The sequence below is a fragment of the Flavobacterium sp. genome (assembly GCF_035456225.1).
In the GTDB taxonomy this organism is placed as follows: domain Bacteria; phylum Bacteroidota; class Bacteroidia; order Flavobacteriales; family Flavobacteriaceae; genus Flavobacterium.
Map to the genome: position 1 here is coordinate 1 of NZ_DATIDM010000126.1, position 17,002 is coordinate 17,002.

Annotated in this window: 14 protein-coding genes; 7 read left to right on the forward strand and 7 right to left on the reverse strand. The window is 40.4% G+C overall.

The window, feature by feature from the left end:
- Positions 1 to 71: 71 nt before the first annotated feature.
- The 6 genes from VLB74_RS07500 to VLB74_RS07525 form a co-directional block, all read right to left on the reverse strand.
- Complete coding sequence (locus tag VLB74_RS07500) at positions 72 to 1,850, reverse strand: tetratricopeptide repeat protein (RefSeq protein WP_325202838.1); 1,779 nt, start codon at positions 1,848 to 1,850, stop codon at positions 72 to 74.
- A 181-nt stretch (positions 1,851 to 2,031) separates the two neighbouring features.
- A complete protein-coding gene (locus VLB74_RS07505; protein ID WP_325202839.1) occupies positions 2,032 to 2,313 on the reverse strand; it encodes a F0F1 ATP synthase subunit delta/epsilon in 282 nt (93 codons plus the stop codon).
- Between the two features lie 70 nt (positions 2,314 to 2,383).
- A complete protein-coding gene (gene atpD, locus VLB74_RS07510; protein ID WP_325202840.1) occupies positions 2,384 to 3,895 on the reverse strand; it encodes a F0F1 ATP synthase subunit beta in 1,512 nt (503 codons plus the stop codon).
- Between the two features lie 150 nt (positions 3,896 to 4,045).
- Entirely contained in the window at positions 4,046 to 5,893 is a 1,848-nt protein-coding gene (glmS, locus tag VLB74_RS07515) for a glutamine--fructose-6-phosphate transaminase (isomerizing) (protein WP_325202841.1), read from the reverse strand.
- 2 nt (positions 5,894 to 5,895) lie between these two features.
- Entirely contained in the window at positions 5,896 to 7,647 is a 1,752-nt protein-coding gene (locus VLB74_RS07520) for a BamH family beta-barrel-assembly machinery protein (RefSeq protein WP_325202842.1), read from the reverse strand.
- Positions 7,648 to 7,665: 18 nt separating this feature from the next.
- A complete protein-coding gene (locus tag VLB74_RS07525; protein ID WP_325202843.1) occupies positions 7,666 to 8,472 on the reverse strand; it encodes a glycogen/starch synthase in 807 nt (268 codons plus the stop codon).
- Positions 8,473 to 8,580: 108 nt separating this feature from the next.
- Between VLB74_RS07525 and panC the strand changes: the two genes are divergently transcribed.
- Genes panC through VLB74_RS07555 form a run of 6 tightly spaced genes read left to right on the forward strand, consistent with a single transcriptional unit; the run spans position 8,581 to position 13,967 of the window.
- The gene (gene panC / locus VLB74_RS07530; RefSeq protein WP_325202844.1) at positions 8,581 to 9,429 is read left to right on the forward strand and encodes a pantoate--beta-alanine ligase; all 849 of its coding nucleotides are present in this window, start codon (positions 8,581 to 8,583) and stop codon (positions 9,427 to 9,429) included.
- Between the two features lie 14 nt (positions 9,430 to 9,443).
- Positions 9,444 to 9,794 (forward strand): aspartate 1-decarboxylase, encoded by a 351-nt coding sequence (gene panD, locus VLB74_RS07535; RefSeq protein ID WP_325202845.1) that lies wholly within the window; start codon positions 9,444 to 9,446, stop codon positions 9,792 to 9,794.
- 2 nt (positions 9,795 to 9,796) lie between these two features.
- On the forward strand, positions 9,797 to 10,759 hold the full coding sequence (locus VLB74_RS07540; protein WP_325202846.1) for a lysylphosphatidylglycerol synthase transmembrane domain-containing protein: 963 nt from the start codon (positions 9,797 to 9,799) through the stop codon (positions 10,757 to 10,759).
- A gap of 47 nt (positions 10,760 to 10,806) precedes the next feature.
- On the forward strand, positions 10,807 to 12,081 hold the full coding sequence (locus tag VLB74_RS07545) for an alpha/beta hydrolase (protein ID WP_325202847.1): 1,275 nt from the start codon (positions 10,807 to 10,809) through the stop codon (positions 12,079 to 12,081).
- A gap of 2 nt (positions 12,082 to 12,083) precedes the next feature.
- Positions 12,084 to 13,445 carry a DNA repair protein RadA gene (gene radA / locus VLB74_RS07550; protein WP_325202848.1) on the forward strand — a complete coding sequence of 454 codons (1,362 nt, stop codon included), beginning with the start codon at positions 12,084 to 12,086 and terminating at the stop codon, positions 13,443 to 13,445.
- Between the two features lie 48 nt (positions 13,446 to 13,493).
- On the forward strand, positions 13,494 to 13,967 hold the full coding sequence (locus VLB74_RS07555; RefSeq protein ID WP_325202849.1) for a gliding motility lipoprotein GldH family protein: 474 nt from the start codon (positions 13,494 to 13,496) through the stop codon (positions 13,965 to 13,967).
- A 70-nt stretch (positions 13,968 to 14,037) separates the two neighbouring features.
- Here the strand turns inward: VLB74_RS07555 and serS are convergent, their stop codons facing one another.
- Positions 14,038 to 15,309, reverse strand: a complete 1,272-nt coding sequence (gene serS / locus VLB74_RS07560) for a serine--tRNA ligase (protein WP_325202850.1) — start codon at positions 15,307 to 15,309, stop codon at positions 14,038 to 14,040.
- Between the two features lie 163 nt (positions 15,310 to 15,472).
- Between serS and VLB74_RS07565 the strand changes: the two genes are divergently transcribed.
- The coding region (locus tag VLB74_RS07565) for a M1 family metallopeptidase (RefSeq protein ID WP_325202851.1) at positions 15,473 to 17,002 on the forward strand (1,530 nt) is incomplete at its 3' end.

Genomic DNA, 17,002 nt, shown 5'->3' on the forward strand with positions numbered 1-17,002 from the left:
ATTTGATTTTCCAAATGTCTGACTTTCTAAAATATCCAACTTCTAAAATGTCTAATCTTCTAAAATGTCTGTCATAAATTCGTATCGCCCCTGAGTTTTCTGAAATTCGTTCGGGCATCGACAAAATGAATGCTGTCCTGATGGTTGAAAATCACCTTTTCATAAAGCGCTTTTGCTTTCTCGACATCATTTAAATTTTTGCGATAAATTTCGGCAGAATAAAACAAGGCTTCATCAGTATAAATACTTTCCTTGTAATCGTCCAGAATACGCTGGTAGTAAAGTAACGCCTGTTGGAAATCGTTTTGTTTTTCATACAATTGCCCAATCTTCAGCAGCGTTTCATCTTCTATGGCCTGACCTTTGTGCTCTGTTAAAATCGCTTTAAAGCCAACCAATGCCTCTGCATCTTTGTTTTGATACAGTTTGAAATCGGCTTTAGCAAATTTCTTTAAGGCAACCTGTGTGCTGTCTTCCACCGTATTGTCGCTGATAAGCAAAAACAATTCCAGCGCATCATTTGCTATTAATTGAGAAGAAGATGCTTTAAGGACCTTAAACTGTTTTTGCGCCCATTCGAAATCGCCTTTAAAATAACTGGCTTTGGCCATTTTCAGACTGGCCTGATGTCCGATTTCGTCATTTTTCAGATCTTCCTCAATCTGGCCGTAATAGATAATCGCCTGATTAAATTTCTCATTCAGCAGTAAAATATCGGCCAACTCGTCCTTTACCTCTGCTTTCTGGTAATTGTTCAAAGGCAATTCCAAAGCTTTGCCGAGGGTGTTTTTCGCCGGCTCGAACTGCTTCAGATAAAACGCCTCAAAATGAGCAGAAAGCGTCTGCAGGTGCAGTGAATAGGGAGAAATTCCGTATTTCTTCAAAAGCAAATCAAGTTTTTCTTTTATCCCCGGATACTCTTTTTCAGTAGCTTTTTTGATTTCCATAGTAAGCAAATGATGGTGTGCCTCCATTTGCAGTTCCAAATCTTGTGTATTATCCAGAATGAAATGTAGTATTTCAGTCGCCGTCTCTGTTTCAGAGTCCTGTATAGCCAGTTTGGCCAGATTGATAATAGTAAAAAAATTGTCCGGAGAGCGTTTAAAAATTGCTTTTTCCTGAACGAATGCTTTTCCGAATTCTTTCTGCTGAACAAAATACCAGCTCAAGAACTGATTCCAGAAGATATCCTGCGTTTTCTGTGTTCGAAGCAACAAAGCTTTTTTCAGATAGGCATTGAAACTCTCACTGGCATCCTCGGTTATGAATCGCGTGAGTTGGTTTTGCACCATCGGAAGGTTCGTCGGGTTGGAAAAAGCGAAATCGAGTAGTTTGTCGGTCATCAATTCCATATTCCCCAATTGTCCCTGCAATAAGGCCAACTGATAATCGAAATTAAAATTCGGATTGGCTTTTTTTCCGATTTCATACGCCTGAATAGCTCTTTCAACCAACACTTTCTGCTCAAAAGCATACGCAATTCCATAGGTATTATTAGGATTTTCACGTATTTTATCTAAAGCAATGTCGTAATATTTATTGGCTTTTTCCTGATTTTTTTGCAATTGGAAGTTGTACCCCAACTCGACATAGAGGTTATCAATCTTCATTTTCTCAATACGGTTTTCTATAAGCTTTTCGGCTTTATCGTATTGTTTCAATTGCTGGTAACAGGCAATCGTTTTCTGTAAAACTGCGTAATTGTAAGGCTGTAACTTCAGGACATCCTCATAAACCACCACCGCCTTTTCAAATTCGCCACGGTCAAAGTAATTCTGCGCCAACTGTTCGTTTTGGGAGAAAACGGTTAGCGAGAAGAAAAGCAGTATGAAAGCAAAGTTGATTCTCATTGGTACAAATAAGCTATAAATTTAAACATTGAATTTGTATTAAAGTCATATTCATCTGTTAATTTATAATTTGAAAACGAACGGCACCCATTCGGCACGTAACGAATTTAGTAATGCTGTTGCTGTGTATTATAAAAAAAGTCCCGATTTCTCGGGACTTTTTTTCTTATTTTCAATTGTCTTAATCAGCTAAAACAATTATTTTATTGTCATTCAATTCGATTGTTCCCGATTCGATAGGCAACCAATAGGTCTGTTCGTTCACTTTGTTGAATTTAGTCACAAATTCCTTTGCGATTTTCAATCCTGAACCAACAATTTTCACGTTCCCTTTTCCTAACAACGACAAGATAGGCGCGTGGTTGTTTAACATCTGGAACTCACCATTTACTCCCGGAACCGCTACCGAAGTAACTTCTCCTTTGAATAATGTGGCTTCCGGTGATACAATTTCTAAAATCATATTTGTTTAGTTTACAGTCTCAGTTTACAGTCTCAGTTCTGAATACTGCGACTGACAACTGAATACTAAATTATGCTTCAGCTAACATTTTCTGTCCAGCTTCGATAGCATCTTCGATGGTACCTTTCAAGTTGAACGCTGCTTCAGGTAAGTGGTCTAACTCACCGTCGATAATCATGTTAAATCCTTTGATCGTATCTTTGATATCAACCAATACTCCAGGGATACCTGTAAACTGTTCAGCAACGTGGAACGGCTGAGACAAGAAACGCTGTACACGACGAGCTCTTGATACTGATAATTTATCTTCTTCAGATAACTCTTCCATACCTAAAATCGCGATGATATCCTGTAATTGTTTGTATTTCTGTAAAATTTCTTTTACTCTTTGCGCACAAGCGTAGTGCTCTTTTCCTAAAATTTCCGGAGTAAGGATACGAGAAGTAGAATCCAATGGATCTACCGCAGGGTAAATACCTAACTCGGCAATTTTACGAGACAATACCGTTGTAGCATCCAAGTGAGCAAACGTTGTTGCCGGTGCCGGGTCTGTCAAGTCATCCGCAGGTACGTAAACCGCCTGTACGGAAGTAATGGAACCTTTTTTAGTTGACGTAATACGCTCCTGCATCACACCCATTTCAGTTGCCAATGTTGGTTGGTAACCTACCGCAGATGGCATACGACCTAATAACGCCGATACCTCAGAACCTGCCTGTGTAAAACGGAAGATATTATCTACGAAAAATAAAACATCTTTCCCTTGACTTTCACCAGCTCCGTCACGGAAGTATTCAGCGATAGAAAGACCAGACAATGCAACACGAGCACGAGCTCCTGGTGGCTCATTCATCTGACCGAAAACGAAAGTAGCTTTAGATTCTCTCATTCCTGGTTTATCAACTTTTGACAAATCCCATCCTCCATTTTCCATAGAGTGCATGAAATCATCACCGTATTTGATAATACCTGACTCTAACATCTCACGAAGTAAGTCATTTCCTTCACGTGTTCTTTCTCCTACTCCAGCGAATACAGAAAGACCACCGTGACCTTTTGCAATATTGTTGATCAACTCCTGGATCAATACCGTTTTACCTACACCGGCACCACCAAACAATCCAATTTTACCTCCTTTTGCATAAGGCTCGATCAAATCGATTACTTTGATACCTGTAAATAAAACTTCTGTTGAAGTTGATAAATCTTCGAATTTTGGAGCCTGACGGTGGATTGGCAAACCATTCTCACCTTCTTTTGGCAAATCTCCAAGACCATCAATAGCGTCACCGATTACATTAAATAGACGACCATAGATATCTTTTCCGATTGGCATCTGGATTGGATTACCCGTTGCCACCACTTCTGTCCCTCTGCTTAAACCATCCGTTGAATCCATCGAAATAGTACGAACTGTATCTTCACCTACGTGAGATTGTACTTCAAGTACTAATTTTGAACCGTCTTTTTTAATGATTTCTAATGAATCATAAATTTTTGGAAGTTCGGCATTTTTCGTGTCGAATACCACGTCAACTACCGGTCCGATAATCTGTGCAACTTTTCCTGTAACTTTAGACATTGCTTATGTATTTATTAAACAGCTATTTACGTTTCTTGAAAAAACCTCTTTTTTCAGAGCGCAAAGATAGTTCTAAAATGCAAAAAACGAAAATTAATTTTTGAATTTTTTACAATAAAAAAAGCGGACCCTAAAAATCCGCTTTTTTTACTATTCTACTGTAACCGATTTTGCAAGATTTCTCGGCTGATCGACATTACATTCCCGCATCACTGCAATATGATAAGAAAGCAATTGCAATGGGATCGTCGCCAACAATGGCGTTAAAGCCTCTGATGTATCAGGAACCTCAATAACGTGATCCGCCAACGCGCGTACCTGCGTATCGCCTTTGGTAACCACAGCAATGATTTTCCCGCTTCGGGCTTTTATCTCCTGAATATTACTTACCACTTTATCATAATGATTCTGCTTAGGCGCAATTACCACCACAGGCATATGCTCGTCGATTAACGCAATCGGACCGTGTTTCATTTCGGCCGCCGGATAACCTTCCGCATGTATATAGGATATCTCTTTTAACTTCAATGCGCCTTCCAAGGCTACCGGGAAATTATATCCGCGTCCTAAATACAAACAATTCGGCGCATCTTTGTAAATTCCCGCAATGGTTTTTGCTACTTCATTGGTTTGTAAAGCTTCTTCCACTTTTTCAGGAATCAACTCCAATTCTAGCAGGTAACGCTGGTAATCCGAATTATTCATCGTCCCTTTGGCTTTCGCCAAACGAAGCGCTATCATGGTCAGTACCGTAATTTGTGTCGTAAACGCTTTAGTAGACGCCACTCCGATTTCCGGTCCGGCATGCGTATAAGCACCTGCATGAGTTTCACGCGAAATAGACGAACCTACCACGTTACACACTCCGAACACAAAAGCACCTTTTTCTTTAGCCAACTTGATGGCCGCTAACGTATCCGCGGTTTCTCCCGATTGTGAAATGGCAATCACCACATCATCAGGATAAATAATAGGATTACGGTAACGGAATTCGGAAGCATATTCCACTTCAACAGAAATGCGAGCAAATTCCTCAATAATATATTCTGCCACCAATCCGGCGTGCCACGAAGTTCCGCAGGCAACTATAAGGATACGATTGGCATTGGTGAATTTTTCAAGATTATCTTCAACACCGGCCATTTGAATAATACCTTTATTGGCATGTAACCGACCTCTGTAGGTATCCTTAATCACACTTGGCTGCTCATAAATCTCTTTCAGCATGAAATGATCATAGCCTCCTTTTTCAATCTGCTCCAAATTCATCTGAAGCTGTTGAATGTACGGATCAACCAAAGTATCATCTTTGATTTTACGAACCTTCATCGGTTTATGCAAACGAACGATCGCCATCTCTTCGTCTTCAAGATAAATAGCATTCGTAGTATATTCAATAAAAGGAGATGCGTCGGATGCTACAAAGAATTCATCTTCACCTATTCCTATAGCCAATGGACTTCCCAAACGCGCCACAACCATTTCGTCGGGTGATTTCGTATCCATAACCGCAATTGCGTATGCACCGATCACTTGATTTAAAGCAACCTGAACTGCTTTTCCTAGTTTAAGATTATCTTTCTTCTGTACTTCCTCAATCAGGTTAACTAAAACTTCCGTATCGGTGTCAGAATGAAAAACATAACCTCTGTTAATCAATTCTTTTTTAAGTGGCTCATAATTTTCGATAATTCCGTTATGGATAATTACCAATTCACCCGAATTCGAAAAATGAGGATGGGAATTCACATCATTAGGCACCCCATGAGTCGCCCAACGGGTATGCCCCATGCCTACAGTACCTTTTAAAGAAAGCTCTTTTGCGGCTTTAGCTTCTAAATCGGAAACTTTCCCTTTAGTCTTGGAAAGATTAAACTTTCCGTTTTCGCACAAAACAAGACCAGCACTGTCATATCCACGGTACTCCAATCTTTTCAAACCTTTGATAATCACAGGATAAGCATCTCTATGACCTATATATCCAACAATTCCACACATAATTAGTCAGGTTTTGTATAGTAAATCTCTAATTTAAGTCTTTTTTTATATTTAATCATATCGGGATGATTGTTTGGAGTACCCGGAAGCGGCTGCGGAATATTTTCATTAAACAAGATCGTTCCCAACGGCGAAAGCACTGAAGAAAGCGGAACAACCGCATCAGGTTGCTGTCCGGAAGCCGGTTTCAGATAGGCATTTGTCGTAATATTTATACTTTCGGAAACAGCTATCCCCAACCTGTAGTTCGTTGAATCCGCATGCTTTATAACACTCTTTAAATACTCTGTCAGCCTTAATTTGTATTTAACTCCTTTTCCGTTTTCTTTTTCAATTATACCACCAAATCCACGTTTATTGTTTTTAGGATTCGAACTATTGGTAGAACCGTCTGCCAAATAGTCAACTATAGGCTTTTTATTTTTAAAATCATAAAGATACAGCCTGTTTGGTTCGATTTGACCCTCCTTACCCATTCCGTCAATATCATTGTCATCAATATAAAATGTCAAATTTGCTTCATTGATTAACCAGCCGCTTGTCCGTAACGCATCCAACTGATCCGGTACTATTCCATCATCCGGTCCATCTTCTCCAAAAAGATCGATATAAGCAACCGAACCATTTCCTCCTTTTAAACACATTTGATCGGCATTGGTTGGCAGTGTGTGGTTATTGTCGAAAAAGTTAATACAATTTCCTCCTAACTTCATCTGCAAAAACCTTTTAAGTCTTGTTGGTGTAGGTGTTTGGGGGTTATTATCGTTATCCGTAGCCGTATCCATGTTATAGGTGATTCTGATAAACCCTTTGGAGAAATCCAACGAAGCCAAAGCCCCTGAACCTCCCGGAATTTGCTCAACCTCGAAATACAATCCTCGAAAATACTCCTTAAACACATTGTTGTTTTTCAACGTACTGATAGGCGCTTGTAAAATTCTTTTCTTGAAATATTCCTTATTCAGATTCAACCATATTCCCGGCACAAAACGTTCTTTAACCACACGTTTTGAAATATCGCCCTGGTCTTCATCATCCAACTCTTCCCCGTCAGCTCCCAAATAAAGTCCTTGCCCATTCGTTTTATAAATGATTCGCTCTTCATTATTAAAGAAAAACTCTTCGTTTTCCGCGTGTTCCGAACTATTATTCAAATACGCCCCATTAACCACATGAACATTATTAGGACCGGCTCCCAGTTTAACATTATCAACCTTATTTTTTTCATCGGAATAATGACGTTCCACCCCCCCAGCATTATTCGGATTGTAACTACCTAAATAATAACCGTTTTCGTAAACCTTTAACTTGAATTTATTGTTATCTAAATCCACGCCTGCCTTTTCGGGGTTGGGGTAAATCGAATCCAACATGAATTCTCTAATCCCATTGTCATCAGTACCGGTTTGGTGACTGAAGAACGGCACATATACCCAAACTGAATCGATTACCGCATTAGTATTTACAGTTATACTAGTTGTATTTTGCATCTCAACCTGCGTCACAAAGTGGGACGTAGTTTCTCCAAATTTGGGATCTGTATAAGTCCCAAGCGAATTCAAAGTCAGGTTATTGGTCTGTACCGGTCCAGTAAGGAAATTATTAGTTTTTACCTCAAACGAATCTTTCTTAAACTGAAAGTAATCTTTTCCGACAATATCAGCCCCTATAGTATTGAATTCTTTGTCGCAAGAAGCAAAAAAAACCACGGGAACCAGCAATAAAATTCTCTTAACTAATGAAAGTTTATTCATGTTTTGTAAATCCGTTTATTATAAAACCTTTGTTTTGTAGAAATTAGTGTATACCTCTGCAAATTGCTCTTTCGGGACGAAAGGTAAAAAAGGTTTGTTTGAAGTTTCTATAAATTTTGTTAAACTTGGAGACACATCTTCAGAAGCGATAATCACCGCATCCGAATGCAAAATCGAAGCTTTCATGATGTTTTCAAAATTCGGTTCGGCCAAATCCCCTACTGCTTCTTCAGGAACATTATCGAACATCACTTTTTTAAGCATCTCTGTATCTAATGTACCGTCAAAAGACTGACCATACACGGATGTAACGATTTTAGTGTCGGCAAAAAGCGCTTCGTTTTTGTAGAAATGCTTCATATATACCGGCAACATAGCCGCCATCCAACCGTGAACGTGAATAATATCCGGTACCCAATTCAGTTTCTTAACCGTTTCCACCACGCCTTTGGCGAAGAAAATGGCGCGTTCGTCATTATCCGGATACATTACACCTTCTTCGTCTGTGAAGGTCGCTTTGCGTTTGAAATATTCGTCGTTATCGATAAAATAAACCTGAATGCGTTCTTTCGGAATCGAAGCAACTTTAATAATCAAAGGCATATCCATATCGTTCACCACCAAATTCATTCCCGACAGCCGAATCACTTCGTGCAATTGATGCCTGCGCTCATTAATATTTCCGTATCGCGGCATGAAAATGCGTATTTGCCCTCCCTGATCATTGATCATTTTAGGCACGTCATACGACATTAAAGAAACCTCATTTTCAGCCAAGTAAGGCACTACTTCAGATGATACATACAATATCCTCTTATCCTCCATTTGTATTTTATTTTTTAAAATTGGGTACAAAAAACAGGCAAAATTACAAAAATTTATGCAGTTATTTGACAAAATAGTAAGTTTGCATTCAATTTAAACCGGAAGAAAATGTTAATCTTCAATAAAAAGTCTGATTTAACGGCACATTTGGAGACAGTTCGCTCTCAAAAAACCAAAATCGGCTTTGTCCCTACCATGGGTGCCTTGCATCAGGGCCATTTGTCACTGATGGAGGAATCTTTAAAAAACAACACTATCACTGTGGTAAGCATTTTTGTGAATCCTACCCAGTTTAACAACGCCGAAGATTTAGCCAAATACCCAAGAACTCTCGAGCGCGATGTGGAAAAAATAAAAACCCTTTCCGACGGCATCCTTGTATATGCTCCTTCCGTAGAGGATATCTATGAAGGAAAAACAAAATCCGCGCACTTCGACTACGATGGCCTCGAGCTGCAAATGGAAGGCGCTCACCGTCCGGGTCATTTTGACGGCGTGGGAACCATCGTTAAAAAACTGTTTGAAATTGTAACTCCCGATAATGCTTATTTTGGCGAAAAGGATTTTCAGCAGCTGCAGATTGTAAAAAAGATGACGGAAAAACACCAACTTCCGGTAACCATCCACGGCTGCCCGATTCATCGTGAACCCAATGGCCTTGCGATGAGTTCCCGCAATGAACGTCTTTCGGAAGATGCAAGGAACGAGGCAGTATTGATTTACAAAATATTAGAAGCAGCAAAAACAAAATTCGAAAGACAATCCGCAAAAGAAGTTATTGATTTTGTTTCCAATGAATTCAAAAAACACCCGAATTTCCAATTGGAGTATTTTGAAATCGCCGATGAAGCCACGTTGTTACCTTGCAAAAGAAAGAGCAAAACCAAAAAATACCGCGGTTTTGTTGCCGTTTTCATAAACAACATCCGATTGATAGATAATATTTCACTAAATTGATATAACTTTGCAGTATGCAAATTCACGTTGTTAAATCCAAGATTCACCGCGTAAAGGTGACTGGAGCCGATTTAAATTACATCGGAAGTATTACCATTGACGAAGCGCTAATGGAAGCTTCCAACATTCATGAAGGAGAAAAAGTATCGATCGTAAACCTGAATAATGGGGAACGATTGGAAACTTACGCCATTACCGGCCCAAAAAACAGTGGGGAAATTACCCTGAACGGCCCGGCAGCGAGAAAAGTCCATAAAGGTGATATCATCATCATCATTGCCTACGGAATCCTGACCTGCGAAGAAGCAAAAACCTTCAAACCGGCCATAGTTTTCCCTAACGAAAATGACAATTCACTAACATAAGTTTGAACGAAAAAATCAAAAAAACTCTCGGAATCGCACTCCCGCTCTTGTTGGGAGTTTTTTTGGTTTTTTACACTTACAACAAGTTCACCGACCAGCAGTTGGATGAAATGAAAGGTTATTTCAAAAATGCCGATTACAGTTTCATCGCGATTTCGTCTTTTTTTTCCGTTGTCAGTCTGGCCGCTAGGGGGTACCGTTGGCGTTACACACTGGAACAAATGGGGTATCTTTCCAATTTCCCGAATAATTTTTCGGCAGTTTGCATTGGTTATCTGATGAATTACACGGTTCCCCGTTCGGGAGAAGTTTCCCGTGCGCTGGTGCTGAAAAAATACAATGACATTCCTTTCGACAAGGCTTTCGGAACCATTATTGCCGAGCGCGTCATCGATCTTTTTATACTTATCGGATTCATCCTTACAGCGCTCATACTCCAATTCGACCAACTGCAGGCCTTTCTTTCCACCATCATCCCGGTTGAAAAACTGATTTATGTCGGATTCATTGGTGCATTCGGATTTATAAGCGTTGTTTTACTTTTCATTTATTCGAATTGGAAACCGATAGTATTCATAAAAGAAAAAATTGCCGGTTTGATTGAAGGCCTTTTAAGCGCATTCAAAATGCCACACCGCATACCCTTCATGATATATACGGCAGTCATTTGGATTTCGTACGTACTGACGTTCTATTCGGCGGTATTTGCCTTACCCGAAACCAGCAGCATCGGCCTGGGTGTAATTATCACCGCATTTGTTGTCGGAAGTTTAGCCGTAACCTTCACCAACGGAGGATTTGGCGCTTTCCCGTTAATGATTGCCCAAATTCTTTTACTTTACAACATCCCGGAAACAGCGGGAACGGCATTCGGTTGGATTTTATGGTCCTCACAAACCGCACTGGTCGTGCTTTTGGGTGGGATTTCGTTTTTACTTTTACCTGTTTTCAATCGGAAAAAATAATTTGCTATATTGCTGTTCTATTTTAACAGCTAAATACAGTAAATTCCATGAAAACCAAATTGCTCCTACTTCTCACGTTTGTAACGGGTTCCCTGTTTGCACAGCGCTTTGACGAACCGTTTGAATCTCAAAAATTAGGCGTTGCCCGCGATATCAGTATTATACTTCCACCATCTTATGAATCGTCTAAAGATAAAAAATATCCGGTTTTTGTGGTTTTGGACAGTGAGTTTTTATTGGATCCTGTAATGGGAACCATGAAATACGGTGCTTATTGGGATGACCTTCCGGAAGTAATTATCGTAGGAATCAATCAAAACAAAAGCAACGAGCGCGAATACGACACCCAGTTTGACGAAGACGGACTTCCAACCGAGCAAGGAGCCAAATTCTTCGAGTTCATCGGAATCGAATTACTGCCTTACATTGAAAAGAAATTTCGTGTAGCCCCTTTCCGCATGATTGTCGGACACGATTTAACAGCTTCATTTTTAAATGCATATCTGTATAAAGACAATCCGGTTTTCAATGCCTACCTGTGCTTGAGCCCGGAATTACCGGAAGAAATGGAAATCCGCATTCCAGACCGACTTAAGATCGCCCAAAAACCAATTTTTTATTATCTGGCTACAGCCGACGGTGATTTAAAAGACATGAGAGACCGCATTAAGGTTCTCGATGAAGGTGCCAAAGCGGTGAAAAATGATTTTGTTAAATACGCTTTTGACGATTTTAAAAACACTTCGCACTACTCTTTGGTTCCTTTTGCCATCAACAATGCCATAACCGCAATTTTTGAAGGCTATCAACCGATTTCCATGAATGAATTTCAGGAGAAATTAGGTAAATTGGAAAAAGGACATACGCAGTATTTGGTTGACAAATATACTAACATCCAAAAGAAGCTGGGCTTTATGCCGAGAATCCGCCTTTCCGATTTCAAAGCTATTGAAGCTGCCATCATGAAAAATAAAAACTACGAAGATTTCCTTCCGCTTTCAGAATTGGCAAAGAAAAACTATCCCAAAACCATGTTGAGCGACTATCACAAAGCCATGTATTATGACAACACAGGAGAGCCGGCCAAAGCACAAAAAGCCTTTATGGCCGCTTTCGGACAGGCACCGATTCGCGATCTGACCAAAGACATGATGCTGGAACGTGCCGATGCCATCAAAGGACAGCTGAAAAAAGGAAAAGATCGTAAAACAGAAGCAACAGAAGAGCCAACGGAAACCCCTGCAGAAACACCAGCAGATACTCCTACTGAAACACCAACGGAAACTCCTACTGAAACACCTGCCGAACAACCGAAACAATAATAATGTCCAAAATAAAAACCTCCTTTTTTTGCCAGAGTTGTGGCACACAGTTTGCCAAATGGCAAGGACAATGCACATCTTGTAAAGAATGGAACACCATTGTTGAAGAAGTCATTCACAAAGAAGAAAAAGTGGCCTGGAAAACCGAAACATCAGCGGTTAAAAGGGCTGCAAAACCTCTAAAAGTAAACGAAATTGATTCTGCCGAAGAAATCCGGTTAGACACCACAGACGGTGAGCTGAACCGGGTTTTAGGTGGCGGACTCGTACCTGGCTCCCTAACACTTTTAGGTGGCGAACCAGGAATTGGAAAAAGTACACTTTTACTACAGATTTCTTTAAAATTACCGTACAAAACCCTTTATGTGTCGGGAGAGGAAAGCCAGAAGCAGATAAAAATGCGCGCTGAAAGAATCACCTCTAACAGCGATAATTGCTATATACTGACCGAAACTAAAACGCAGAACATCTTCCGTCAGATTGAAGAAATAGAACCGGAAATCGTGATTATCGACTCCATACAGACATTGCATACGGATTATATCGAATCGTCAGCCGGAAGCATTTCACAAATCAGGGAAACTACTGCCGAACTGATAAAATTTGCCAAGGAAACCAATACGCCTGTCATCCTGATCGGACACATCACCAAAGATGGCAACATTGCCGGGCCGAAAATCCTGGAGCACATGGTCGATACCGTTTTGCAGTTTGAAGGGGATCGAAATCATGTGTACCGTATTTTACGTTCGCTCAAGAACCGTTTTGGTTCCACTGCCGAATTGGGTATTTATGAAATGCAGGGATCCGGATTACGGGAGGTAACCAATCCATCCGAAATTTTGATTTCCCATAAAGATGAAGAACTTTCAGGAACTGCCATTGCATCAACATTAGAAGGCATGCGCCCTTTGATGATTGAAATACAGGCCTTGGTTTCTACCGCAGTTTATGGTACTCCGCAACGAAGTACTACAGGTTACAACGCCAAGCGTCTCAACATGATTTTAGCCGTACTGGAAAAACGTGCCGGCTTTCATTTGGGTTCCAAGGATGTGTTCCTGAACGTGACGGGAGGAATTTCCGTGGATGATCCGGCAATCGATTTGGCTGTAGTGGCGGCGATACTTTCATCGAACGAAGATATTTCGGTAGAAAAGAATTTCTGTTTTGCAGGAGAAGTTGGTCTTTCGGGTGAAATTCGTCCGGTAAACCGCGTGGAACAACGCATACAGGAAGCTGAAAAATTGGGTTTTTCGACCATTTACGTTTCCAAATACAATAAAATATCGCTTAAAAACACGCTGATTGATATAAGAATGGTGGCAAAGGTTGAGGATGTCGTTTCGGAATTATTTGGGTAAACATTTTCTACAACATAAACAAAATTATCTAATTAATTATCAAAAAATATGACTTTTAGAGCATTACTTTTAATCTGTGCAACAGTGCTTTTTGTTTCCTGCAACAAAGCAGATATTTACAGCAAATTAGACAAAGATTTTCCAGATAACCGATGGACGCAAGCCGATGGAAAAACCTATGATTTTACCATTTCAGACGATACAAAATCCTATGATTTGACGTTCAGGTTCAGTCATGTATATGATTATCAATTTCCACACGTCCCTTTGGAGTTTACCATCACGGATCCTTCCGGAAAACAGGAAAAACTCACTATCGATTTAAAAATCAAAGACGATACCGGTAAGGAATTAGGTGAATGTCTGGGCGATATCTGCGATTTAAACTTTAAAATCAAAGAAAACGTAAAATTGGCCAAAGGAAATCACAAGGTAAAAATCGCCGTGTCCAATTCATTTACTTATCCGTATTTGCCAAATGTTCTGGGTATCGGCTTGAATGTTGCCACCGCCAAACAATAAGCAACTTTCTAATAAAAACAAAAAAGCAGACTGAAAAGTCTGCTTTTTTAATTATGATTGAAATAGTACCTTAATCGATAATATCAAAGCCGGTATATTTACGCAATACTTCCGGGATTACGATTCCTTCCGGCGTCTGGTAATTTTCAAGGATTCCGGCCAATACGCGTGGCAATGCCAATGAACTTCCGTTTAAAGTGTGTGCCAACTGGGTTTTACCGTCTTTCCCTTTGAAACGCAGTTTTAAACGATTCGCCTGGAACGTTTCGAAATTGGAAACCGAAGAAATTTCCAACCAACGATCTTGAGCCGTGGAGAATACTTCGAAATCGTATGTTAAGGCTGAAGCAAATCCCATATCACCACCACAAAGGCGTAAAATACGGTACGGCAATTTCAATTCCTGCAACAATACTTTCACATGTTCCACCATGCCGTCTAAAGCTTCGTGAGATTTTTCCGGATGCTCGATACGAACAATTTCCACTTTATCAAACTGATGCAGACGGTTCAATCCGCGAACGTGTGCACCCCACGAACCTGCTTCTCTTCTGAAACAAGGCGTATAGCCCGTTGCCATAACCGGCAATTCATTCTCCTGTAAAATCACGTCCCTCCAGATATTCGTTACCGGAACCTCGGCAGTTGGTATCAGATACAAATCATCTTTGGCATCGTGGTACATCTGTCCTTCCTTATCCGGCAACTGTCCTGTACCATATCCTGATGCTTCGTTTACCAAATGAGGCACCTGATATTCACGGTAACCGGCATCCGTATTTTTATCAAGGAAATACGAAATCAAAGCTCTTTGAAGTTTTGCGCCTTTTCCTTTGTATACTGGGAATCCGGGAGCGGTAATTTTCGTTCCCAATTCAAAGTCTACTATATCATATTTTTTAATCAGTTCCCAATGTGGTAAGGCACCTTCGTGCAATACTGGGATTTCACCTTCCTGGTAAACATTTTCGTTATCTTCAGGAGTTTTACCGTTCGGAACAATGTCGGCCGGGGTGTTGGGTAATTTATACAATTCCTGGGTAAGCTCATCCGAAACAACGTTTAAAGCTTCAGAAAGTTCCTTCCCTTTTTCACGCAACTGGGTTGATTTTTCCTTTAAAATCTCTGCTTTGGATTTTTCACCATTTTTCATCAGTTCGCCAATATCCTTCGATAGCTTGTTGGATTCGGCTAAAACAGTATCCAATTCCACTTGAGTGGCACGACGTTTCTCGTCTAAAGCAACCACATTCGCAACCATTTCGCCGGCATCTAAATTTCTTTTTGCCAACGCCTGGATTACTTTTTCCTGATTTTCTCTGATAAAAGCTATCTGTAACATACGTATTGATTTTTAAAGTGAACAAATTTAAGGAATTGTTTCATTAAATTTAATACATATACCGAAAGTTAAGCATATCACGCATCAATAACCCATTAATATTTAACCAAACCTCGATATCTGATTAATTTATTTTCTAAATTTGAAGAAATCCCGACAAAACATGAAGAAAACTGCCCTACTTTTAGCATTGCTCATCACAGGTTTCGGATTTTCTCAACAGGCAGAAAAGGACACCCGACACTTGGCACATGCCGAAATGAAAGCTGCTGCAGGGAGAATGAATTTCAGGGAAAATCCCAATACTCAAAATTACGACATTACTTATCATAAACTGGAGTTTACCGTTGATCCTGCCGTACATTTTATCACAGGAAAAATCACAACAACTTTTACGGCATTGGAAGACATGAGTACAATTACCTTCGACCTGGCGAATGAAATGTCGGTAAGCGGCGTAAGACAAGGCAGTGTTAATTTGGTATTTCTCCAAACCGGAAACAATGAATTAAAAATCACATTCCCAACCACTCAATTATCAGGAACATCCAATAGCGTCGAAATATCCTATTCCGGTATACCTCCCGTAAACGGTTTCGGTGCTTTTACAATTTCCACACACAATGGGATACCGGGAATGTGGACACTCTCCGAACCTTATGGTGCCCGCGATTGGTGGCCGTGCAAACAGGATTTGAACGACAAAGTCAACAGCATCGATGTTTACATAACTGCCCCGTCCCAATACATAAGTGTTTCAAACGGACTGGAACAATCACAAACCATAAATGGGTCGAATAGAACCACACATTTTCATCACAGCTACCCTATTCCTGCGTACCTGATTGCGATTGCGGTAACCAATTATCAGATTTTTAACCAACAAGGGGGTTTAGGTACGCCAGAGAGTCCTTTCTTTCCAATCATCAACTATATTTATCCTGAAACGGCGTCCAGCACACAAAATAATTTGGCCGTTACACCGGGAATCATCAACATGTATGAATCGCTTTTTACACCCTACCCTTTTCGCAATGAAAAATACGGGCATGCACAATTTGGCTGGGGTGGCGGAATGGAACACTCAACGGTTTCTTTTGTGGGTAACTGGGGTAGAGAATTAATCTCCCATGAGATGGGACATCAGTGGTTTGGCGACAAAGTAACCTGCGGATCCTGGAAAGACATTTGGTTAAACGAAGGCATTACCGAATATTTATCCGGGTTAATCATTGAGAACATGGATGGTGACCAAAGTTTCATCAACTGGAAAACCGACAAAATCACCAGCGTCACCTCGCAACCCGGCGGCAATTTATACCTGAAAGATGAGCAACTCGATAATGTCGGAAGGATTTTTGATTACAGACTCACCTATAATAAGGGCTCGATGGTAACCAATATGATTCGGTTTAAAATGGGCGATATCGATTTCTTTCAGGCAATGCGCAACTACCTGAACGACCCGGAACTGGCTTATGGTTACGCGATATCTCCCCAATTACAATCCCACCTGGAAGCTGTTTCCGGAATGGATTTTACCGAATTTTTTAACGATTGGATTTACAAAGAAGGTTATCCGACGTATCACATAACAGCGCAAAACTGGGGAGCCGGCCTGGCAAAAATAACAATCAGTCAAAGTACCTCGCATGCTTCAGTGCCTTTTTTCGAAATGCCGGTTCCAATTAGG